Source organism: Microbacterium enclense (assembly GCF_001456955.1).
In the GTDB taxonomy this organism is placed as follows: Bacteria; Actinomycetota; Actinomycetes; order Actinomycetales; family Microbacteriaceae; genus Microbacterium; species Microbacterium enclense.
The window spans coordinates 80,331-101,069 of sequence record NZ_KQ758472.1 but is presented as its reverse complement, the minus strand read 5'-3'; the positions used below and the strand labels follow the sequence as shown (position 1 = coordinate 101,069).

The 20,739-nt window shown below is 71.0% G+C and carries 22 protein-coding genes; 11 read left to right on the top strand and 11 right to left on the bottom strand.

Features of this window, described 5'->3' with window-relative positions:
- Positions 1–80: 80 nt before the first annotated feature.
- Complete coding sequence (locus AS029_RS12170; protein WP_058232868.1) at positions 81–833, bottom strand: alpha/beta fold hydrolase; 753 nt, start codon at positions 831–833, stop codon at positions 81–83.
- A 72-nt stretch (positions 834–905) separates the two neighbouring features.
- Here AS029_RS12170 and AS029_RS12165 point away from each other — a divergent pair, with 72 nt between their 5' ends.
- The gene (locus AS029_RS12165; protein ID WP_058233084.1) at positions 906–1,310 is read left to right on the top strand and encodes a hypothetical protein; all 405 of its coding nucleotides are present in this window, start codon (positions 906–908) and stop codon (positions 1,308–1,310) included.
- Positions 1,311–1,753: 443 nt separating this feature from the next.
- Here AS029_RS12165 and AS029_RS12160 read toward each other — a convergent pair whose 3' ends face one another.
- Positions 1,754–2,959 carry an MFS transporter gene (locus tag AS029_RS12160; protein WP_058232867.1) on the bottom strand — a complete coding sequence of 402 codons (1,206 nt, stop codon included), beginning with the start codon at positions 2,957–2,959 and terminating at the stop codon, positions 1,754–1,756.
- 386 nt (positions 2,960–3,345) lie between these two features.
- Here AS029_RS12160 and nrdH point away from each other — a divergent pair, with 386 nt between their 5' ends.
- The 4 genes from nrdH to nrdF are packed head-to-tail and all read left to right on the top strand — an operon-like array spanning position 3,346 to position 7,196.
- Positions 3,346–3,579 carry a glutaredoxin-like protein NrdH gene (nrdH, locus tag AS029_RS12155; protein WP_055838040.1) on the top strand — a complete coding sequence of 78 codons (234 nt, stop codon included), beginning with the start codon at positions 3,346–3,348 and terminating at the stop codon, positions 3,577–3,579.
- Positions 3,580–3,607: 28 nt separating this feature from the next.
- The gene (nrdI, locus tag AS029_RS12150; RefSeq protein WP_058232866.1) at positions 3,608–4,048 is read left to right on the top strand and encodes a class Ib ribonucleoside-diphosphate reductase assembly flavoprotein NrdI; all 441 of its coding nucleotides are present in this window, start codon (positions 3,608–3,610) and stop codon (positions 4,046–4,048) included.
- The gene (nrdE, locus tag AS029_RS12145; protein ID WP_058232865.1) at positions 4,030–6,186 is read left to right on the top strand and encodes a class 1b ribonucleoside-diphosphate reductase subunit alpha; all 2,157 of its coding nucleotides are present in this window, start codon (positions 4,030–4,032) and stop codon (positions 6,184–6,186) included. Before nrdI ends, nrdE begins: the two co-directional genes overlap by 19 nt.
- A gap of 35 nt (positions 6,187–6,221) precedes the next feature.
- Entirely contained in the window at positions 6,222–7,196 is a 975-nt protein-coding gene (gene nrdF, locus AS029_RS12140; protein WP_058232864.1) for a class 1b ribonucleoside-diphosphate reductase subunit beta, read from the top strand.
- 196 nt (positions 7,197–7,392) lie between these two features.
- On the opposite strand, the gene AS029_RS12135 is transcribed toward nrdF, so the two are convergent.
- On the bottom strand, positions 7,393–7,878 hold the full coding sequence (locus AS029_RS12135) for a phosphotransferase (protein ID WP_058232863.1): 486 nt from the start codon (positions 7,876–7,878) through the stop codon (positions 7,393–7,395).
- Between the two features lie 37 nt (positions 7,879–7,915).
- On the opposite strand from AS029_RS12135, the gene AS029_RS12130 reads away from it, so the two are divergent.
- Both AS029_RS12130 and AS029_RS12125 read left to right on the top strand, forming a co-directional pair.
- Positions 7,916–8,104, top strand: coding sequence for a hypothetical protein (locus AS029_RS12130; protein WP_058232862.1), 189 nt, complete (start codon positions 7,916–7,918; stop codon positions 8,102–8,104).
- Positions 8,105–8,167: 63 nt separating this feature from the next.
- Positions 8,168–8,587, top strand: coding sequence for a hypothetical protein (locus AS029_RS12125; protein WP_058232861.1), 420 nt, complete (start codon positions 8,168–8,170; stop codon positions 8,585–8,587).
- Positions 8,588–8,606: 19 nt separating this feature from the next.
- Here AS029_RS12125 and AS029_RS12120 read toward each other — a convergent pair whose 3' ends face one another.
- Together AS029_RS12120 and AS029_RS12115 are read right to left on the bottom strand one after the other, a co-directional pair.
- A complete protein-coding gene (locus AS029_RS12120; RefSeq protein WP_058232860.1) occupies positions 8,607–9,533 on the bottom strand; it encodes a nucleoside hydrolase in 927 nt (308 codons plus the stop codon).
- A complete protein-coding gene (locus tag AS029_RS12115) occupies positions 9,530–10,534 on the bottom strand; it encodes a PfkB family carbohydrate kinase (protein ID WP_228375948.1) in 1,005 nt (334 codons plus the stop codon). Before AS029_RS12115 ends, AS029_RS12120 begins: the two co-directional genes overlap by 4 nt.
- A gap of 60 nt (positions 10,535–10,594) precedes the next feature.
- On the opposite strand from AS029_RS12115, the gene AS029_RS12110 reads away from it, so the two are divergent.
- Positions 10,595–10,990 (top strand): YybH family protein, encoded by a 396-nt coding sequence (locus AS029_RS12110; RefSeq protein ID WP_058232859.1) that lies wholly within the window; start codon positions 10,595–10,597, stop codon positions 10,988–10,990.
- 87 nt (positions 10,991–11,077) lie between these two features.
- Here the strand turns inward: AS029_RS12110 and AS029_RS12105 are convergent, their stop codons facing one another.
- On the bottom strand, positions 11,078–11,572 hold the full coding sequence (locus AS029_RS12105; RefSeq protein ID WP_058232858.1) for a hypothetical protein: 495 nt from the start codon (positions 11,570–11,572) through the stop codon (positions 11,078–11,080).
- Positions 11,573–11,745: 173 nt separating this feature from the next.
- Positions 11,746–12,771: an FUSC family protein gene (locus AS029_RS12100; RefSeq protein WP_058232857.1), complete on the bottom strand. Its 1,026-nt coding sequence runs from the start codon at positions 12,769–12,771 to the stop codon at positions 11,746–11,748.
- 864 nt (positions 12,772–13,635) lie between these two features.
- On the opposite strand from AS029_RS12100, the gene AS029_RS12095 reads away from it, so the two are divergent.
- Positions 13,636–14,100: a DUF3817 domain-containing protein gene (locus AS029_RS12095; protein WP_058232856.1), complete on the top strand. Its 465-nt coding sequence runs from the start codon at positions 13,636–13,638 to the stop codon at positions 14,098–14,100.
- Positions 14,101–14,178: 78 nt separating this feature from the next.
- On the opposite strand, the gene AS029_RS12090 is transcribed toward AS029_RS12095, so the two are convergent.
- From AS029_RS12090 to AS029_RS12080, 4 genes are all read right to left on the bottom strand, one after another.
- Positions 14,179–14,733, bottom strand: a complete 555-nt coding sequence (locus AS029_RS12090) for a hypothetical protein (protein ID WP_139168111.1) — start codon at positions 14,731–14,733, stop codon at positions 14,179–14,181.
- Between the two features lie 107 nt (positions 14,734–14,840).
- Positions 14,841–15,944 carry a class I SAM-dependent methyltransferase gene (locus AS029_RS12085; protein ID WP_058232854.1) on the bottom strand — a complete coding sequence of 368 codons (1,104 nt, stop codon included), beginning with the start codon at positions 15,942–15,944 and terminating at the stop codon, positions 14,841–14,843.
- A 22-nt stretch (positions 15,945–15,966) separates the two neighbouring features.
- Positions 15,967–16,116: a hypothetical protein gene (locus AS029_RS17665; protein ID WP_013585971.1), complete on the bottom strand. Its 150-nt coding sequence runs from the start codon at positions 16,114–16,116 to the stop codon at positions 15,967–15,969.
- A 24-nt stretch (positions 16,117–16,140) separates the two neighbouring features.
- On the bottom strand, positions 16,141–17,034 hold the full coding sequence (locus AS029_RS12080; RefSeq protein WP_082642289.1) for an EI24 domain-containing protein: 894 nt from the start codon (positions 17,032–17,034) through the stop codon (positions 16,141–16,143).
- 54 nt (positions 17,035–17,088) lie between these two features.
- Here AS029_RS12080 and AS029_RS12075 point away from each other — a divergent pair, with 54 nt between their 5' ends.
- Positions 17,089–17,919: a hypothetical protein gene (locus tag AS029_RS12075; RefSeq protein WP_058232853.1), complete on the top strand. Its 831-nt coding sequence runs from the start codon at positions 17,089–17,091 to the stop codon at positions 17,917–17,919.
- A gap of 73 nt (positions 17,920–17,992) precedes the next feature.
- A complete protein-coding gene (locus tag AS029_RS12070; protein ID WP_058232852.1) occupies positions 17,993–20,509 on the top strand; it encodes an ATP-dependent Clp protease ATP-binding subunit in 2,517 nt (838 codons plus the stop codon).
- The last annotated feature ends 230 nt before the right edge of the window (positions 20,510–20,739 follow it).

Here is a 20,739-nt window from a genome sequence, read left to right as displayed (position 1 = left end):
CGGCGTCCCGGCCGCCCGCAACGCCGCAGCGAGCCGGCGGCGGCCGCGTCGCGCGCCCGTTCAGCGACGCCCCGCCCGCCTCACCGCAGCGCGTCGAGAAGCGCCGCGACAGCGGCTTCGGGGCGGTCGCGGTGCGGCGAGTGTCCGGCACCCTCGATCACGCCCATGGTGACGGCGGGGTTGCGCAGCACTTCGGCGGCGAGCTCGCCCGTGAAGATGGAGTGCACCGACGGGTCGGCGCCGATGACGTGGGTCGGCACCGTGAGCGCTGCGGCCTCGGCGCGGACGTCCCACCGGGCGTTCTGCAGGCTGGTCTGCTCGACCGCCCAGCGGCTCGCACGCCGGGTGGCGCGGGCCTTGAGCTCCACGTCGATCGGATGCCAGGTCGGGTGAGCTGTGCGCACCGCCTCGACGCTGGGGTCGGCGAACGCCTGCTCCTGGCCCACGCGAACGACCTCGCGATCGTCGTCGGACAACGCGATCGCCGGGTCGATCAGCACGAGCCGCCGCGTCCAGCCCGGTCGTGCGGCCGCCGCGACGGTGGCCGCAGCCCCGCCGAGCGAGTGCGCGACAACGGCATCCCACGGTCCGTCGGTGTCGGGCGTCGTGGCCGCGAGGTCGGCGGCGTACGCGGCGATCGAGTAATCGAGGGTGCGCGGGGCGACCCCGTGCCCGCGCAGGTCGACGGCCACGGCCTGCCAGCCCGCGTCGGCCAGGGCGGTGCCGTACCGCCACATGAGGGCGCCGTCGGATCCGAGGCCGTGGGCGAGCAGGGCGCGGGGGCCGCCGGGGGAACCCCACGTCAGAAAGGGGAGCGTCACGGGTGCGGGCATGGCATCCATTCTCGCGTCGCCGAGTGGAGCGTGACGGACCCGCGACGTCGGATGCCCGCCAGAATGGATGCCATGATCTCGACCGAGATGGCCCTGGCTCTGCGCACGGCGGGACTGGTGTGGCATCCGCGATCCGGCGACCGCTTCCAGCTGGACGAGCCGGAGTTCGAGGCCGACGTCTTCACGGTCAGCGACATGACCGTCGAACCGCGCGACTACCCGACCGGGCGCATCCTCGCGTTCAACGGCACGACGGAGTGGGCGCTCGACTCCGTCGCCACCGAGGACGCGCTGTGGCTGCCGTCGGAGTCGCAGTTGCGCGAGATGCTGCGCGCGACCTTCCGGTCACTGCGCCGCCTGTCGGACACGTACGAGGTCGAGATCTCGATCGGCGGGTCGACGCTGGTCTTCGATCACCCCGCGCCGGCCGACGCCTACGCGCTCGCCGTGCTGGAGCTGCTGCGCCGCGCGCACTGACGCGCGCGAAGCCGGCCGTTCGGGCGGAGGCGCGGGCTGTGGTGCAGCCGGCGGTGAGTCCGGCGGCGACGTCGGTGGAGTGGTTTGGGGCGGGGTTTGCCGTTTGGGGCGGGTATTTTCCGCCCCGAGGTGCCGAATCCGCCCCAAACCGTGCGAAATCCGCTCCAAGGCGCAGATTCTGCCCCAAACCCTGCGGGGTGACGGGCGGAGTCGACGGCGGCGACGTCGGTGGAGTGGTTTGGGGCGGGGTTTGCCGTTTGGGGCGGGTATTTTCCGCCCCGAGGTGCCGAATCCGCCCCAAACCCTGCCGCGGTGACCGTGCCGAGGGGTCGGGGGCGTGCGCGGCCGGGGGCGTGCGCGGTCGGGGGCGTGCGCGGTCGGGGGCGTGCGCGGGCGCCCCGTGCCGTGGACGACGTGGATGCCGGGCCCACCGGCATCCGGGATCAGGTGATGGTCTCGACGGGCTCGGTGTCGGGAATGGGGCTCGCGTCGCGGTGACGGAGGTCGGGGAATCCGCGGACGAAGACGGCCGAGACGATGAACCCGGCGACCGCGAACCCCGCGGCGGCGATGTACGCGCCCGTGGGGCCGACGCCGTCGACGAGGAAGCCCGCGACGGCGGAGCCCGCGGCGGCGCCGATGAGCTGACCGGTGCCGATCCAGCCGTACGCCTCGGCCGTCTCGCTGAAGCGCACGCTCGCCGAGGTCATGGCGAACATCACGGCCAGGGCGGGAGCGATGCCGGCGCCGGCGACGAGGAGGGTGGCGCCCAGCCACCACGCGTTCAGCGACACGATGGTCAGCGACAGACCGAGCGCGACGATGGCGAAGCGGCGCGCCATTGCCCACGGGCCGATAGGGATGTGGCCGAACGACAGGCCGCCGGCGAGGCTGCCGACGGCGAAGACGGCGAGGATGAGGCCCGCCTCGAGGCCGCCGTGGTCGAAGGTGGCCACGACACCGGCCTCGACGGCCGCGCAGGCGCCGATGAGCAGGAAGCCGGTCGCTGTGGCGAGGATGACGGGCGGCTTGGCGAGCACGCGCCCGAGCGCGCGGCGACTGCGCGGGATGCGGACCCGGCCCACCTCGGGGCTGAGGATGAACCACGCGCCCCCGCCCAGCAGGATCAGCACCACCAGCAACAGGCCCGGCACGGTGCCGACCTGCGTCGCGACGAGGGTGATGACCACGGGCGCGAGCACCCAGATGATCTCTTGCAGCGAGGCGTCGAGCGAGTACAGGGGAGTCAGCTGTGTGGACGGCACCATCTTGGGGTAGATCGTGCGCACCGCCGACTGGATCGGGGGAGTCGACAGGCCGGCGACGAGGCCGAGGGCCATGTACAGCGGAAGGGGCATCTCGATGAGAGCGAGAGTGGCGATCGCGGCGGCGCACACCAGCAGCGTGACCGTGAGCACGCGCCGCATGCCCCAGATGCCCATCCACCGGCTGGTGACGGGGCCGGCGATGGCCTGACCGATGCTGGTGGCCGCGAGCACAAGACCCGCCGCGCCGTACGAACCGGTCACGTGCTCGATGTGCAGCAGCACGGCGAGGCTCGTCATGCCGTTGGGGAAGCGTGCCGTCAGCTGCGCGGCGATGATGCGCCCCACGCCAGGGGTTCGAAGGAGTACGCGGTAGCCGGCCACCGAACCACGCTACCGCCGACCTCCGACACCCGCTTCTGGGCGTCGGACACCGGATGCCGCGACACGCCGCGACACGCCGGTCGGTGAAATCGGCGGCCTGTGCGATGTCGGAACCCCCGTCTAGCGTCCGATCTGTGGACAACGAGCGGCAGACGCTCCGACAACCGCGGAATCCTGCCTGTTAACACGACGCCGGAAGGGGGGCGATCTGTGGATGAAATCGTGGACAACCTGTGTTGTACATGGGGAGAGACGGTGGAAAATCACACTGATGTAACTACTACCCCTTGTGGTGCCTTCCGATGTCCGCACCCATATGTAGTATTGAGGTCCCGGCGAGCCCTGCCCGCCCGGATGACGAATTTCCAGGGGAGAGAGAGAACGACATGGCGATCACGGTCTACACCAAGCCGTCCTGCGTCCAGTGCACCGCGACCTACCGCGCACTCGACTCGAAGGGCATCGAGTACAACGTGCTCGACCTGTCCGAAGACCCGTCGGCGCTCGAGCAGGTCAAGTCGCTCGGGTACCTGCAGGCACCCGTCGTCATCACCGACGAAGACCACTGGTCGGGCTTCCGTCCCGACAAGATCGACGAGCTCGCGTCGCGCCTCGCCTGATCCCGAGACAGGCTCTCAGACCCCTGTCATGAGCGCTGTCATGTCGGCGACCCAGGCTCCGCTGCTGGTCTATTTCTCGAGCGTGTCGGGTAACACCGCGCGTTTCATCGAGAAACTCGGCAAGCGGGCCGTGCGCATTCCGCTGTTGCCGACAGACCCGCCCCTCGAGGTCGACGAACCCTTCGTGCTGGTCACCCCCACTTACGGTGGGGGTGCCGGCCGGGGCGTCGAGAAGGGCGCGGTCCCCAAGCAGGTCATCCGGTTCCTCAACGAGGAGCGGAACCGACGCAACATCCGCGGAGTGATCTCCGCAGGAAACACGAACTTCGGCGACGCGTTCTGCCTCGCCGGCGACATCGTCGCGCGCAAGTGCGCGGTGCCGCACCTGTACAGGCTGGAAGTTTTCGGGACCCCCGACGATGTCGAACGGGTCAACGAGGGATTGGAACGATGGTGGAAGTTGAGCTGACCGACGTGGACTTCAAGACCGAAGCGCGCTTCGAGGGGCTGGACTACCACGCCCTCAACGCGATGCTGAACCTGTACGACGCCGACGGCAAGATCCAGTTCGACGCCGACAAGCGCGCGGCACGCGAGTACTTCCTGCAGCACGTGAACCAGAACACCGTGTTCTTCCACTCGCTCAAGGAGCGCCTCGACTACCTCGTCGAGAAGGAGTACTACGAGCCCACCGTGCTCGCGAAGTACTCGATGGAGTTCATCCAGGAGCTCAACGACCGCGCGTACGGCGCCAAGTTCCGCTTCGAGACCTTCCTCGGCGCGTTCAAGTACTACACGAGCTACACGCTGAAGACCTTCGACGGCAAGCGCTACCTCGAGCGCTTCGAAGACCGCGTCGTCATGACCGCCCTCGCGCTGGCCGACGGCGACCAGCGCCTTGCCGTCCAGCTCGTCGACGAGATCATCTCGGGCCGTTTCCAGCCGGCCACCCCCACCTTCCTCAACGCGGGCAAGGCCCAGCGCGGCGAGCTCGTCTCGTGCTTCCTGCTGCGCATCGAAGACAACATGGAGTCGATCGCCCGCGGCATCAACTCCGCTCTGCAGCTGTCGAAGCGCGGCGGCGGCGTCGCCCTGCTGCTGTCGAACATCCGCGAGTCGGGTGCGCCGATCAAGCAGATCGAGAACCAGTCGTCGGGCATCATCCCGGTCATGAAGCTCCTCGAAGACAGCTTCAGCTACGCCAACCAGCTCGGTGCACGCCAGGGAGCGGGCGCGGTGTATCTCAACGCCCACCACCCCGACATCCTGCGGTTCCTCGACACCAAGCGCGAGAACGCCGACGAGAAGATCCGCATCAAGACGCTTTCGCTGGGTGTCGTCATCCCCGACATCACGTTCGAGCTCGCCAAGAACGGCGAAGACATGTACCTCTTCTCGCCGTACGACGTCGAGAAGGTCTACAAGAAGCCGTTCGGCGACATCTCGGTCACCGAGAAGTACCGCGAGATGGTCGACGACCCCCGCATCAAGAAGACGAAGATCAACGCGCGCGAGTTCTTCCAGACCCTCGCCGAGATCCAGTTCGAGTCGGGCTACCCGTACATCATGTTCGAAGACACGGTGAACAAGGCCAACCCGATCGCCGGTCGCATCAACATGTCGAACCTGTGCTCCGAGATCCTGCAGGTCAACACGCCCACGACCTACAACGAAGACCTGTCCTACGCCGAGATCGGCAAAGACATCTCGTGCAACCTCGGCTCGATGAACATCGCCCTGGCGATGGACGGCCGTGACCTCGGCCTCACCGTCGAGACCGCGATCCGCGCCCTCACCGCGGTCAGCGACCAGAGCCACATCGCCTCGGTGCGCTCCATCGAAGACGGCAACGACCGCTCGCACGCCATCGGCCTCGGCCAGATGAACCTCCACGGCTACCTCGCTCGCGAGCACGTGCACTACGGCTCCGAAGAGGGCATCGACTTCACGAACATCTACTTCTACACGGTGCTGTTCCACGCGCTGCGGGCCTCGAACCGCCTCGCGATCGAGCGCGGCACCTCGTTCGACGGGTTCGAGAACTCGACCTACGCGTCGGGGGAGTTCTTCGACAAGTACACCGAGCAGGTGTGGGCACCCGAGACCGAGAAGACGAAGCAGCTGTTCGACGGCATTCAGATCCCCACGCAGGACGACTGGCGTGAGCTGAAGGCCTCGGTGCAGGCCCACGGCATCTACAACCAGAACCTGCAGGCGGTGCCCCCGACCGGCTCGATCTCGTACATCAACAACTCGACGAGCTCGATCCACCCGATCGCCTCGAAGATCGAGATCCGCAAGGAAGGCAAGCTCGGTCGCGTCTACTACCCGGCGCCGTTCATGACGAACGAGAACCTGGAGTACTACCAGGATGCGTACGAGATCGGCTACGAGAAGGTCATCGACACGTACGCCGCCGCGACGCAGCACGTCGACCAGGGCCTTTCGCTGACGCTCTTCTTCAAAGACACTGTCACCACGCGTGACATCAACAAGGCGCAGATCTACGCGTGGCGCAAGGGCATCAAGACCATCTACTACATCCGCCTCCGTCAGCTGGCGCTCGAGGGCACCGACATGACCGAGTGCGTCTCGTGCATGCTCTGACCCGCTGATCCCGACTCTTCCCACAAAGGACACTCATGGCTGAGAAGCTGCAGCTGCTGAACCACGTGCAGGCCATCAACTGGAACCGCATCCAAGACGACAAAGACCTCGAGGTCTGGAACCGTCTGGTGAACAACTTCTGGCTGCCCGAGAAGGTGCCGCTGTCGAACGACATCCAGTCGTGGAACACGCTCACTCCCGAGGAGCAGACCCTCACCATGCGCGTGTTCACGGGGCTCACGCTCCTCGACACGATCCAGGGCACGGTCGGCGCGGTCTCGCTCATCCCCGACGCGCTCACCCCGCACGAGGAGGCCGTCTACACGAACATCGCGTTCATGGAGTCGGTGCACGCCAAGAGCTACTCGTCGATCTTCTCGACCCTGTGCTCGACGAAGGAGATCGACGAGGCGTTCCGCTGGTCGACCGAGAACGAGTTCCTTCAGAAGAAGGCGCGCATCGTCATGGACTATTACCGTGGCGATGACCCGCTCAAGCGCAAGGTCGCCTCGACCCTGCTCGAGTCGTTCCTGTTCTACTCGGGCTTCTACCTGCCCATGCACTGGTCGAGCCGCGCGAAGCTCACCAACACGGCCGACCTCATCCGCCTCATCATCCGCGACGAGGCCGTGCACGGCTACTACATCGGCTACAAGTTCCAGCGTGGTCTCGAGACCGTCGACGAGGCCCGCCGTCAGGACCTCAAGGACTACACGTTCTCGCTGATGTACGAGCTCTACGACAACGAGGTGCACTACACGCAAAGCCTCTACGACTCGGTCGGCCTGAGCGAAGACGTCAAGAAGTTCCTGCACTACAACGCCAACAAGGCGCTGATGAACCTCGGCTACGAGGCGATGTTCCCGTCGTCCGTGACGAACGTGAACCCGGCGATCCTCTCGGCGCTCTCGCCCAACGCTGATGAGAATCATGACTTCTTCAGCGGCTCGGGCTCGTCGTACGTCATCGGCAAGGCCGAGGCGACCGAGGACGACGACTGGGACTTCTGAGCGTCTGAACGTCCTCCGGCAGACCCGTCCTCGCGTGATCGCGCGGACGGGTCCTACGTTTTCGCGCGCCCTCAGCGGTTTCCACACGCGACACGACGATCGGTCCGTCGACGAGCCCCTCATCGCCGAGCAAGCACCTCACCCAGCACCCGCTCGGCGAACTCCCGCTCACCCGTGGTCACGTTGGTCAGCATGATCAGCCCCTTCTACAGAGTCCAGCCCGCGCCGCGCGCCCACGTGGCATCGTCGAGGTCGAGCACGTCGCGGGAGACGCGCCGCGCCGCCCCGCGGAACTGAGTCCAGTGGATGACTCGGCGAGCGCCGCATCGTCCCGCACGCGGACGGCGTCGGGGCGGATGCCATCGAGCCAGCCGTATACCGACCACGGGGCCGGGAACAACGACGACTCTCGCCCGACGCCGGCGACTGTGGGAACGGGCGCCGGAAGGTGCGGAGCCAGGAACGGCAGGTACTTCTGCTCCTTCGCGACCTGCGGGACGAATCCGAGATCGGCGGGCAGGCGGGCGACCAGTCCGTCGCCCAGGTGGAACGTGCGGTGGTCGTTGCCCGACTCCCGAACCGCGGCCACCGAAAGCCCCGCCCACTCCGGGAACTGTTCGCGGACGAGCGCCTTCACGAGCGCTTCGTCGATGGCATCCCGGGCGGGGAAGGCGGCGGACATCGGCCCAGGCTAGCTCTTCGCCTCCTACGCTGAAGAGATGGAACGCGACGCCGACGAGCAGGAGCGCCGGGCCCTCCGGTCGATCGAGGCCATCAACGCCGGCGCCGATGTCGGCGCCGAAGCGCTCGCGCTGTCGAACGAGTTCACCGACCGGCACACCGACCGCATGACGGCGTGGGTGAAGCGGCGGCTCCGTCGTGCGGAGGGCGACCCGCCGACACGGTGACGTTCGCGGACAGCGGCCCGTGCTCCCCGCGCGCGTGCCCGGCGGGTGCGCCAAGATGAGCACATGATCACCGGACGCTATGGCCGATACGTCGCGGTCTCCGCGCTCGTCGCCTTCGCCGCGGTCCTCACGGCCTGTTCCGCCGCCGGTGTCGCGGACTCGCGAACGCCGGGCGTGCCCAGCGGCATCCCGGTGGACGGTCTCGATCTGAAGCCCGCCGTCCACCTGCAGGCGGACGGATCGATCGCGGTCGTGACCTGGGGGAGCAGCAGCTGTCCTCCGACTGCGTCGGCGTTCGACAACGACGGGAAATCGCTCGTCGTCTCGTTCTCGACGTCGAGCAACGGTGTGTGCACGGCCGACCTCGCGGCGACGACGCACATCTTCTCCGCCGAGCGCGTCGGCGACACCGTCCCCGTCGAGGCGACCGTCTCGTTCCCCGAGTTCGACGACACGCAGGTCGTCGAGGTCACGCGCCCCTAGGAACCGGCCGCGTCGAGGGTCACCCCGGCCACTCCCGTGCCTCCAACCGCGCGAGCAGCAGCTCCACCGCCGAGCCCTCCATGCCGCGCACCCACCGTTGCGTCGACGAGCCGCGAGACGACACCGTGCGCCCCCGCTCGCCGCGCTCGAGCCGCACGTCGACCTGACCGGACGCGACGCTCACTCCGCGCAGGGAACCGGCAGCCACCATCGCCGCCAGAGGATCGTGCAGCGCACAGCGCCGGTCGGGGAAGACGCGGCCGGCGTAGAAGTCGAGGTAGAGCGGCAGCATCGCGGCCAACGCCTGCGGAAGCGCGCCCGGGATCGCTTCGAGGCGCACGAGGTCGGTGGCATCCAGTGTCTGCGTCATGGTGACGTCGAGCGGCACGAGGGTGGTGTCCCACTCCTGCGCGAAGACGACGGCCGCGGCCTCGGGGTCGTTGTGGATGTTCGCCTCGGCCCAGGCCGTGACATTGCCCGAGTGCGCGAACGCGCCGCCCATCACGACGAGGCGGTCGAAACGGGCGACGCCGGGCGCCTCGGCGTAGGCGGAGAGGTTCGTCAGGGGACCGAGGGCGAGCACGGTGAGATCCGGATGCCGTGCCGCCAGGTGATCGATCAGCTCGACGGCCGCGCGGGCATCGTGGGCGCGGGCCGCGGCGGTGAGTGCGATACCGCCGACACCGTCGTCGCCGTGCACGTGCGGCGCGCCGCCCGCGTACGCCCGGCCGCGGAAGTCGTGCGCGCCGACGGCGACGGGAATGTCGTGTTCACCGGCCAGCTCGAACAGCGACAGGGTGTTTGCCGCGGCGCGGGCGGCATCCGTGTTGCCGGAGACCGTCGTGACGCCGACGATCTCGACCGCGGGTTCGGCCAACAGGTAGGCCAGCGCGAGGGCGTCGTCGATGCCGGTGTCGCAGTCGACGAGGATCGGGCGGCGGCTCACGGGGTCACCTCGTAGGCGTCGAGGGGCTGCAGCGCGGGCTGCGAGGCGTCGTCGGCGACGGCGGCGGCCCCGACGGCGCAGGCGCGGGCCAGGGCGTCGGCCTCGGAGTCGCCGCGCAGCAGCCCCACGACCAGCGCGGCGCAGAACGCGTCTCCCGCGCCGACCGTGTTGACGACGGTCGTGGCGACCCCGGGGGCGGATGCCACGAGCTCACCGTGGCGGTACAGCCGGGCCCCGTCGGCCCCCAGCGTGACGCACAGGAGCGGCGCGCCGTGCACCTCGGGCAACTGCGCGTACTCCGTCTCGTTCACGATGACGAGGTCGCAGCGCTCGAGCACGCCATCGGGGAGGGGACGCGCGGGGGCGGCGTTGAGGGCCAGGAACCCCGCGGCGCGCGCGGCGGCCGAGACGACGGCATCCGACACCTCCAACTGCAGGAGCACTGCGGCGCCGTGCTCGACGCTGAGCGCGTCGGCGTCGATCGCCGCGTTCGCGCCCGCGCATACGACGATCGAGTTCTCACCCGTCGCATCGACGACGATGAGCGCGGTTCCGGTGGCGGCATCCGTGGTCTGGACTCCGGTGGCATCCACCCCGAGAGATTCGAAGCGATCCCGGATGCCACGGCCTTCGGCGTCGTCGCCCACGGCACCGATCAGGCGCACGGCGGCTCCGAGCCGGGCCGCGGCGACCGCCTGGTTGGCGCCCTTGCCGCCGGGTCCGCGCTGGAGCACGCCGTCGGCGACGGTCTCGCCCGCGGCGGGGGCGCGCTGGACACGGGCGGTGAGGTCGACGTTGATGGCGCCGACGACGGTGAGGCGCGGTTCGGGTGCCGGGGCCGAGGCCTCGGTGGGGGCCGGGGCGGGGGTCGGCGCCGGGGCGGGGGCCCGGTTCGGTTCGGAGGCCGGGGCCGGGGCCACGGTGGGGGCCGGGGCGGGGGTCGGCGCCGGGGCGGGGGCCCGGTTCGGTTCGGAGGCCGGAGCCGGGGGAGAGGGGGTCACGGTCATCCACCCTGTCACGAGGGCCCGTGCCGGGGGCGGCGACACGGGATGATGTGAGGCGTGACCGACTTCGACGATGCGCTGCGGGCGGTGGCGGAGGCCCTGGATGCCATGGGGCACGGCGATCCGCGCCCGTTCGCGGCCCTGTGGACCACGACCGACGACGCCACGCTGATGGGCGGTTTCGGCACGCGCGCGCTGACGGCGGCCGAGGTCGCGTCGACGCTCGAGGCGGTCGCGCGGCGGTTCCGCGGCGGCGCGCTGGTTCCGGAATACGACAGGGTGCTCGTCTCGGACGGCTGGGCGATGACCGCGGGACGCGAACGGGGCGTGCTGTCGGTCGACGGCGCCGAGCCGCGCGAGTTCGTCGTGCGGGTGACGCATGTGTGGCGCCGCGAGGAGGACGGCTGGCGGATCGTCCACCGCCACGGTGATCACACGACGACGGCGATCTGAGCGGGGAGCGGCCGCGCCGCCGTGGGAAGACGGACAAGGGCCCGCCGGGTCGGCATCCGGGATCCCGGCGGGTTCCGTGCCCGCACGTCAGTGCAGCAGCAGCTTCGCCACGATGAGCAGCGCCGAGATCACGGCCGCCCCGACGGCCGTGAGCACGACGACCAGCGGCGAGTATCCCCGCAGACGCGCGCCGGCGGTGGCGACGACGACGAGGTAGGAGATCGCCACGCCCACACCCCACAGCAGCGCCGTCTGCAGCCCCACGCCCGCCGCGAACAGGACTACCACCAGCAGCAGCGGCAGGAACGTCACCGACACCATCGGCGCCCCGACCGCGAGGTGATGACGGACGATCGGCCACGGGCGCTGCGACGACGTGTCGCCGAGGGAGTAGGCGAAGACGTGCGTGGCGAAGTAGACGATGTTCGTCAGCGCGACGACCGCGATGACGTCGCTCAGGTCGGCGTCGTCGAGACCGATGAGAGTGGATGCCGAGACGAGGGCGCCGTAGCATCCCGCGCTGATGCGTTCGGCGGCGTCGTGTCCGAGGCGGGGGCGAGCGGCGGAGGCGGTGTCGTTCATGTCGGGTGTCACCCTAGCGGCCGACGCCGCCGTGCCGTGGCGCGGTCATCCGTGCGGCGCCGGGGCCGTGGCGGGGTCACCCGTGCGGCGCCGGGGCCGTCGCGGGGTCACCCGTGCGGCGCCGAGGCCGTGGGTCTCATCCACGCGGCCGACGCCGCCGCGTCGCGGCGGGGTCACCCGTGCGGCGAGCGGCGCCGCAGGAGGGCGGAGACGATCGCGACGACCGTGCCGACGGCGACACCGATGACCGTCTCGACGACCCGATCGCGCAGCAGCATCACGGGCGCGACCGGTGAGGCGAGCGACACCATCAGCAGGGCGAGCGGGGTGATGAACAGCATCGCGATGCCGTAGTTGCGGCCGACGAACAGCTCGGCACCGGCCTGCAGCGCGACGGCCACGACGATGACGAGCCACGGCGGAAGCTGCAGGGCGAGGAGCCCGGCCGCGATCAGCACACCGAGCAGCGTCCCGGTCAGGCGCTGCACGCCGCGGATCAGCCGGGCGGTGACGTGCGCCCCGCCCACGGCGGCCACCGCGCCCACCATCGCCCAGTACCAGTGCGTGCCGACGAGCAGCACACCCGCGACGCCCGCCAGCAGCGCGGCGGTGCCGACGGTGGCGGTCATCTCCCACGCGACCGGCCCGATCGGTGGACGCGGCCGTCTCGGACGCGCCCACGATCCGCGGCGCAAAAGCACGAAGACCGTCGTCACGAGAAGGCTCCACAGCACACTCACGCCGCCGACGATCAGCACCGTCGCGAACGTGGCGGCCGTCGCGGGGAAGCTCGCGGTCGCGCCGGCCGCGAAGACCGCGAACAACGCGCCGGGCGGATGCCACTGCGCCCGGTACGCGAACAACGTGACGGCGGCGGCGAGGGCGGCGACCACGGCGACGCTTACGAGCGCGGGAAAGGCCAGGAACGACACCGCCGTACCCACGAGCATCGAGGCGACGAGGATCGCGCCGGCGGTGGCCTGCATCCGCACGCGGGCGCGGGGGCCGTCGGTACGTCCGTAGAGAGCGGCGAACGCGCCGAAGCTGGCGTAGACGCTCAGGTCGAGCCGTCCGATGAGCAGCAGCGTCAGCAGGGGGACGCCGACGCTCAGCACGGCTCGCACGGCGACGCGGTGATCGCCTCGGTGCGGTCCCACGCGGATGACCCCGGTCCACACACGCCCCCGGGATTCCGCCACCCGTCCACCTTACGCGCGCGCAACGGCGGGCCGCGGGGCCGGGCCTGGGCCGGGCGTCAGGTGCGCGTGGTCGGGCGGTGGGCGGGGGCGGGGCCGGGTGGCGGGTGGGGTTGAGGTACGCGGCGGGGTGGCGGGCCGGTGCGCGGGGTCGGTCTGCGGCGGGCGGGTCGCGCCGGGGGGTGGGGTTGGCGCCGCGTCAGGTTGGTGCCGGGCTCCGGAGAAACGGGGCTGATGCCTGGGCTTCCACGGGAAACGGCGGCTGCGCGGCAGGTTTCTCCGGAGTCCGGCGCGGGCGCCGGTCGACTGCGGGGCGGGACTCCGGCGCGGGGCTGCGGGGCGGGGCTGCGGGGCGGGGCTGCGGGGCGGGACTGCGGGGCGGGGCTGAGGGGCGGGGCTGCGAGCGGGCGCGGTAGTCGAGTGACAGAGGGCGACGGGCCGGGGTCCGCTGAGGGGACGAGACTTGTGCCGGGCTCCGGAGAAGCGGGGTCGCGCCCCGGCCGGCCTGAAGCATGGGGCCGCAGCGCATCACGCTTCTCCGGAGCGCGGCCCGCGAGCGCCGCGAGCGGGCCGCGGGCCGGAGCGACGGTGACCGGTGGTCGCGAGGTGCGCCCGGCGCGTCAAGGATGTGGCATCCGACCGAGGTTCTTGATGGAGTGGGGTGATGGATGCCGAACGCGAGAAGCCCCCGATCGAGCCGGGCCCGGAGCCCGACACGTCCACGGCCGCCGAGGGCGAGCGCTCCGACCCGTCGTTGGACGAGGACGACCAGCCCATCGAGTGACTCCTCGACGTCGAGGCGAGCGGCCGGGGCGCGACGACGCGCCTGCGTAGGGTGGGAAGCCCGACCCCGAGCCGAGGAGTGACGTGTTCCGCACGCCCCTGAACCTGTTCCGCACGCTCGCGATCGCCGAGGCGGTCTCGTGGACGCTGCTGATCGGCGGGCTGATCCTGCGCGCCGTCGCCGACCTGCCCGTCGCGGTGACGATCGGTGGCGGCATCCACGGATTCGTGTTCCTCGCGTACGGCGCGACCGCCGTGCTCGTCGCGCTGAATCAGCGGTGGGGCCTCGGCCCGGCCGCCCTCGCGATCGTCAGCGCCGTCATCCCCTACGCGACGGTTCCGACCGAGATCTGGCTGCACCGCACCGGACGCCTTCGCGGTGCTTGGCGGCTCGACGAGACCGCCGACCCGCGCGACCGGCGGCCGATCGACCGGCTGCTGCGGTTCTTCCTGCGGCGACCGTGGGCGCTCGCCGGGGCCCTCGTCGCCGTGGTGGCACTGGTGTTCGTGGTGCTGCTCATCGTGGGCCCGCCCGGCGGCAAGGGCTGAGCCGAGGCTCCCGGCCCACCCGATACGACCGACGAACCCCGGCCTGCGGCACGAGGAGGCCCGGCTGGGCGGCGGGGCTCAGCGCAGGTGCACGCGCACGCTGGCCGGGGCGATGCGGCACGTGGCCGCGAAGGTCTCGACCGTGCCCGACATCGTCGCGGTCGCCCGGCCGACGCCGAGGAAGGCGACCGTGGCACCGGCCGCGTGCGGCGTGGGTTCGCGCACCGAGAAACGCCGCATGGTGCCTCCCGCTCGGCCCGAGAACGCCGCGTCGAGCTCGACGTCGACGATGGGTCCCGAGGTGGATGCCACGCGCCACGCGATCGTGGCGAGCCCCCCGCCGCGACTGGTCACGGTGAGGGAGGCCGTTCCGCACTCCTCGCCGCCGACGGCTTCGACGCGCAGCGGCTGATCGAGCGGGATCGTGTCGGCACCGCACAGCGCGATGCCGTGGAGCTGCGCGTAGCCGCGGCCATTGACGGTCATGCTCGAGCAGTCGACGAGCAGGGGCGAGGAGATGCTCTCGGACAGGGGCATGTGAGGGATCTCGGCGGAGGCCGCCGGGCCCGCCCCGAGCAACGCGCTCACCACGCCGATGCCGCCCAGCGCCGCGGCGATCGTGCGCATCCGCATGTCGCACCTCCCTGTGGACGTCTGCGAATCTACGCCCGACCGGGGGTCGGCGCCATGGGGCGCGCGAGGCGTGCTCTTCCCGTGCGCGAGGCGCACCAACGCGCGAGTCAGCGCTTCGTCGACACCGTCACGGTGAACTTGCGGTCACGCGCGACCTGCCGGGTCGGTCCGACGAGGCGTTCGAGCGCGGGGCGGTACTGCAACGCCGAGTTCCACACGGTCCACAGCTCTCCGCCCGGCTGCAGCACCCGCGCCGCATCGGCGAACATGCGGGGAGCGAGACGCTCGTCGATGGCGGCCCCCGCATGGAACGGCGGATTGAGGGCGATGAAGGAGGTGCTGGCATCCGGTCTCGTGCGCAGGATGTCATCGCGCACCACCGTGACGCGGTCGGCGACACCGTTCGCGTCGGCGGTGGCGCGGGCCGAGGCGACGGCCACGGCGGACTGATCGCACGCGATCACGCGAAGGGACGGATGCCGTGTGGCCAGTGCCGCCGCGACCACGCCGGTGCCGCACGCGAGGTCGATGGCAGTACCCCCGCGCGGTTCGGGAAGGTGGGCGACCAGCAGACGCGTTCCGATGTCGATCGATGCGCCGGCGAATGCGCCGCCGAAAGCGCGAACGCGGATGCCGTCGACCTCGGCCTCTTCGGGCACGGGCGCGGCGCCGTCTCGCGGCCCGCGGGCGATGAGCACGCGGGATTTCTGGCGGGCGTGCGTGACGTCGAGGCGGTCGAACCGTGCGCGGAGCACGTCGTTCATCGACACGCTCATGTGCTTGAGACGCCCTCCGGCGAAGACCACGACATCGGGCGCCGCGTGAAGGGCGATGAGTCCTGCGATGTCGTCGAGCGCGCGAAGCGAGCGGGGGAGGCGCAGGAGGACGACCCGGGCTCCCTCGAGCAGAGCGGCGTCCAACCCGTGCGACTGGAACGTGCCGGTCAGCCCCGTGTCGTCGGCGTTGGCGGCGAGGGCTTCTTCGCCGAGCAGTTCGTCTTGGTGCACGCGGATGCCGCGAGCACCGGCATCCGCTGAGGCGAGGGTGAGCGCGCCGTATGCGTCGCCGACGACGACCAGATCGCCCGGCGCGAGGTGCGCGCGGGCGTCGGCGGACTCGTCGAGGATCAGCCGGTCGGCGGCGTCGACGGCCGGCAGCTCCGGGCCCTCGAGGTCGGGGCGGCGGCGGAGCGCGTCGAACGAGAAGGGCACCGGCTCGACCGAGGCGGCGCGTTTAGCGGGTGCCGAAGTGGAAGGGGAGGGCCAGCGAGGCCGAGACGAGGATGATGCCGAGCGCGAAGAACAGAGCGGGAGCGGCGAGCGAGAACGACAGGCCGGTCAGCAGCATTCCGCCGACGAACAGGATGAGCGAGACGATGAACATGAGGATCCCTTCGGTCGCTCCAGGCTATCGTGCCGAGTCGGCCGGTCGGTTCGCGGGCGGGGCGGATCGCTCGACCACGGGGGCGGTGCGGGGCGGCGCCGGGGTGTCGCTGAGGCGGGGTGCCGGCGTCGGGTCATCATCGCCGGCAGTGAGCGTCCGACCGTCGGCACGCGACGCGGAGGTGCCGGCGGGTGCGAGCCGCAGGGCGGCGTGCGCCCACAGCGTGCTGCCCGCGACGGCGGCGGGCATGACCGCGACCGCCCCGAGCGGCACCAGGAAGCACAGTTGTGTCGCGACACCGAAGCCCAGGGCGCGTGCGCGGTTCGCGGAGATGATCGCGCGCCGGGCGCGCCGATCGAGTCCGCGGGCCGACAGGGCGCGCGAGGTCAGTTCGTCGGCGAGCAGCCAGCCGGTGAGCGTCACACCGGTGACGAAACCAAGCGGGCCGCCGACGAGAGGGATGAGCCCCACCGCCCACGCCGCCACGGCCGCCAGGATGCCGCGCAGGATGAGCCGGACGCTGTCGCCGACGGCGCGCCAGAAGCCGTAGTCGGTGTCGGGCACGGTGCCGATGGCGCTGCGCTCGGTCGCGCGCCAGATGCGGTCGTAGAACGGCTCTCCGATCACGAGCGTGACAGCGGTGAACGAGACGATCACGAGCAGCACCGCCGCGCCGAAGGACGCCACGCCGATGGCCGTCCGCAACAGTCCCGCCCACGCGGGCGACCAGTCGTCGGCGAACGGCGTCCAGGCGTCGACGAGATCCGGCAAGGCGAAACCCCAGGCCACCAGCGCCCCACCGAACACGAGGCCGACCACCGCGCCCGGGATGAGCCCCAGCGCCATCGCGCCGGGCGTGCGTCGCCACTGGCCGAGCCCGCGTACGAGCATCCCTGCTCCCGTGAAGAACTCCCGCATGGAATCAGTGTCGCAGGCGCGGCCGCTGTCGGAGGGGGATGTCAGGATGCGGGTATGCGCGTCCGCACGACTTCGACCCAGCGCACGTACCGCTACGTGCGCCTCGCTCTCATCGGCGCGACGGTCTTCGTCGGGGTGGCTGTCGGAATGGAGCTGGCGGTGGGGACGCCGCTTCCCTCGATCAGCGCCGCCTACTACGGACCGGCGGGACCGGCCTTCACCGGTGCGCTCAGCGCCATAGCGCTCGCGCTGCTCGCCCTGTCGGGGCGCAGCGTCGAGCAGGGGCTGCTCGATGTCGCCGCCGTCCTCGCGCTGGCCATCGCCTACCTCCCGACGACGATCGCCGTGGGTGTCTGCGAACCGGTGCTGCGATGCGTGCCGCCCGACGTGCGCGCCGCCGTGATCAACAACGGCGCGGCCGTGGCATCCATCGTCCTGCTGGGGGCGGTGGTCGCGGGCGTCCTCGCGCGGGTGCAGGGCACCGCCGGCGGCGGGGTGGTGCTGACGATCGGGGTCATCGTCGCGCTCACGCTCGGCGCGATCGGCTGGGCGGTGGTGTCGCCCGAGAGCTTCCTCGCGCGGGCGCACGAGGTCGCCGCGGTGACGTTCTTCGTCGTCGTCGCGGCGGTGGCGGCTCTCGCCGCGTGGCGCCCGCACCCCGGTGGGCGTCGGCGTGGGGCGCTTCGCATGGCCTACGGCGCCGTCGCTGTCGGGATCATCCTCACGCTGGTCCTGCTGGCGGTGGGGATCGTGACGGGTGCGGGACGTGGGGGGTTCCCGGTGGTGCTCGTCGGGGAGTCGGTCGCTCTCGCGCTGTTCGGGGTGTTCTGGGTGGTGCAGACGGTCGAGCTGTGGAACGAGCCCGATCCGGGCCTGCGGGAATAGGTGGGGTTCGCGGGCGTTGAACTTGATACGGATGCACTCAAGGTGCCCCGTTCACGTATCACAGGAGACGGAATTGCCCGAAGATGTCACCCCCGGCGCCGGAGACGGCGCCCAGTCGTTCGACGAGTTCCTCGCCCGCTACCTGGCCGGTGAGCAGGCGCGCGCCGAGCGTTCCATCGACCTCAGCCGGTTCCTGAGCGCCCGCACGCAGGAAGCGCTGCAAGAGGCCGGCCGATACGCCCTCGGCCGCGGCCAGCGCGAACTCGATGCGCTGCACGTGCTGCACGTGCTGGTCGGCCGCTCACCCGCGAAGGACGCCGTCGCGCGCCTCGGCGCCGATCCCGCCGCCATCGCCCGCGCCGCCGAGAGCCGCCTGCCGGCCGCGGGCGCCCCGGCGCACGTCGACGGCGCCGTCGTCACCGGGTCGGTTCAGCGCGCACTGTTCCACGCGTTCCAGGTCGCCCGAGCCGCCGGCTCGACCTACGTCGACCCCGACCACCTCTTCTTAGCCCTCGTGCTCGCCCAGGACGCACCCGCGGGGCAGATCCTCGCGCAGGCCGGGGTCACGGCCGAAGCCCTGACCCAGGGCGTGCGCGAGACCGTGGTCGGTGAGCCCGAGCCGTCCACGCAGGACGCGAGCGCCACGCCGAACCTCGACCGCTTCGGCACCGACCTCACCGCCCGTGCCGCCGCGGGCGAGCTCGACCCCGTGATCGGCCGGGCCGACGAGATCGAGCAGACCATCGAGATCCTCAGCCGCCGCACCAAGAACAACCCCGTGCTGATCGGTGAGGCGGGCGTCGGCAAGACCGCCGTCGTCGAAGGGCTCGCGCGGGCGATCGTCGCGAACGAGGTGCCCGAACAGCTGAGGGGCACCCGCGTGGTTGCGATCGACCTCGCCGCGATGCTCGCGGGCGCACGCTACCGCGGCGACTTCGAGGAACGCCTCACCCAGACGATGGACGAGATATCGGCATCCGAGAACCTCGTCGTGTTCATCGACGAGGTGCACACCCTCGTGGGCGCGGGCGGCAGCGGCGACGGATCCATGGATGCCGGCAACATCCTCAAGCCCCGACTGGCGCGCGGTGACGTGCACCTGATCGGTGCCACCACCCTGCGCGAGTACCGGACGATCGAGAAGGACCCGGCGCTGGAGCGGCGCCTGCAGCCCGTGCGCGTGGGGGAGCCGTCGATCCCGGATGCCGTGGAGATCCTGCGAGGGCTCCGCGCGGCGTACGAGCAGCACCACGCCGTCAGCTACACCGACGATGCCCTGCGTGCCGCGGTGGAGCTGAGCGACCGCTACCTGCCCGACCGCGTGCTGCCTGACAAGGCCATCGACCTCATCGACCAGGCCGGGGCGCGGCTGCGGCTGCGGCTGGGCGTGTCGGTCGACACGTCGTCGCTGATCGAACGACTCGCGACGCTGGAAGCGCAGAAGAACGCCGCCGTGTCGGGCGAGCACTACGAAGAAGCGTCGCGACTGCGCGACGAGATCGGCGCGGTGCAGACGCAGCTCGAGGAGGCGACGGCCGGCCCCCGAGCTGCCGCGATCGTCGACGAGCCCGAGATCGCCGCGGTGATCAGCCGGGCCACCGGCATCCCCGTCGCTCGCCTCACCGCCACCGAGCGGGGTCGCCTGGCCGAGCTCGAGGCCGAGTTGCACGCCCGGGTCATCGGGCAGGATGACGCGGTGGCCGCCGTGGCGAAGGCCGTGCGCCGCAACCGCACGGGCATGGGCGATGAGAACCGTCCGGTCGGATCGTTCCTCTTCCTCGGACCCACCGGTGTCGGCAAGACCGAGCTGGCCAAGGCGTTGGCGGGGTCGCTCTTCGACGACGACGGCGCGGTGATCCGCTTCGACATGAGCGAGTTCGGCGAGCGGCACACCGTCTCACGATTGATCGGGGCCCCTCCGGGATACGTCGGTTACGACGAGGCCGGCCAGCTAACCGAGCGCGTGCGCCGCAACCCCTACGCGGTCGTGCTGTTCGACGAGATTGAGAAGGCCCACCCCGATGTGTTCACCTTGCTGCTGCAGGTGCTCGACGACGGACGCCTCACCGACGGCCAGGGGCGCACGGTCGACTTCCGCAACACCGTCATCGTGATGACCTCGAACCTGGGCGCCGAGGTGCTGGCATCCCGTTCCGGGGCCATCGGCTTCACCACGACCGGGCGCGACTTCGCCGAGAACGACCTTCGCGACCGGGTGATGGCCAAGCTGCGCGAGGCGATGCGGCCGGAGTTCCTCAACCGCATCGACGACATCGTGCTGTTCCGCAAGCTCGAGAAGGCGCAGCTGCGCGAGATCGTGCGGCTGCTGCTGGGGGCCTCCGCGCGGCGGCTGGCTGCGCGAGGCATCTCGCTCGAGGTCACCGAGGCGGCCGTCGACCGGCTCGCCGAGGTCGGCTACGAGCCCGAGTACGGGGCGCGGCCGCTGCGCCGCGTCATCCAGCGCGAGGTCGACGACCGCATCGCCGACCTGTTCGTCTCGGGTGAGCTGAGCGACGGGGGCCGGGTGCACGTGGATGCCGACGGCTCGCGCGTCATCGTGCGGGCTTCGGCCGCGGCGCTCGCGGCCTGACGCGACTGCTCGACGCCCCCGGTGCTTCGGCGCCGGGGGCGTTTCGGCGTTCGTGCGGGGCGAAGGCGGGGTTTCTGCCGGGCGGGGTATGCGGGGCGGGGCGGGGGCCGTGCGTTTCTGCGTTCGGGCGGGCGGGGTGGGCCGGGCTCCGGAGAGGTCGGCGTGCGGTGAGGCTGCGGGGTAATTTCGGCGGGGGTTTCGACTGTGCGCTCCGGAGTCCGGCACACCGG

Excerpts from the sequence above, each read along its gene's own strand:
- AS029_RS12170 (WP_058232868.1), bottom strand. The coding sequence starts at position 833 with ATGCCCGCACCCGTGACGCTCCCCTTTCTGACGTGGGGTTCCCCCGGC.
- AS029_RS12165 (WP_058233084.1), top strand. The coding sequence starts at position 906 with ATGATCTCGACCGAGATGGCCCTGGCTCTGCGCACGGCGGGACTGGTG.
- nrdH (WP_055838040.1), top strand. The coding sequence starts at position 3,346 with ATGGCGATCACGGTCTACACCAAGCCGTCCTGCGTCCAGTGCACCGCG.
- nrdI (WP_058232866.1), top strand. The coding sequence starts at position 3,608 with ATGAGCGCTGTCATGTCGGCGACCCAGGCTCCGCTGCTGGTCTATTTC.
- nrdE (WP_058232865.1), top strand. The coding sequence starts at position 4,030 with ATGGTGGAAGTTGAGCTGACCGACGTGGACTTCAAGACCGAAGCGCGC.
- nrdF (WP_058232864.1), top strand. The coding sequence starts at position 6,222 with ATGGCTGAGAAGCTGCAGCTGCTGAACCACGTGCAGGCCATCAACTGG.
- AS029_RS12135 (WP_058232863.1), bottom strand. The coding sequence starts at position 7,878 with ATGTCCGCCGCCTTCCCCGCCCGGGATGCCATCGACGAAGCGCTCGTG.
- AS029_RS12130 (WP_058232862.1), top strand. The coding sequence starts at position 7,916 with ATGGAACGCGACGCCGACGAGCAGGAGCGCCGGGCCCTCCGGTCGATC.
- AS029_RS12125 (WP_058232861.1), top strand. The coding sequence starts at position 8,168 with ATGATCACCGGACGCTATGGCCGATACGTCGCGGTCTCCGCGCTCGTC.
- AS029_RS12105 (WP_058232858.1), bottom strand. The coding sequence starts at position 11,572 with ATGAACGACACCGCCTCCGCCGCTCGCCCCCGCCTCGGACACGACGCC.
- AS029_RS12090 (WP_139168111.1), bottom strand. The coding sequence starts at position 14,733 with ATGCGGATGCGCACGATCGCCGCGGCGCTGGGCGGCATCGGCGTGGTG.
- AS029_RS17665 (WP_013585971.1), bottom strand. The coding sequence starts at position 16,116 with ATGTTCATCGTCTCGCTCATCCTGTTCGTCGGCGGAATGCTGCTGACC.
- AS029_RS12080 (WP_082642289.1), bottom strand. The coding sequence starts at position 17,034 with ATGCGGGAGTTCTTCACGGGAGCAGGGATGCTCGTACGCGGGCTCGGC.
- AS029_RS12075 (WP_058232853.1), top strand. The coding sequence starts at position 17,089 with ATGCGCGTCCGCACGACTTCGACCCAGCGCACGTACCGCTACGTGCGC.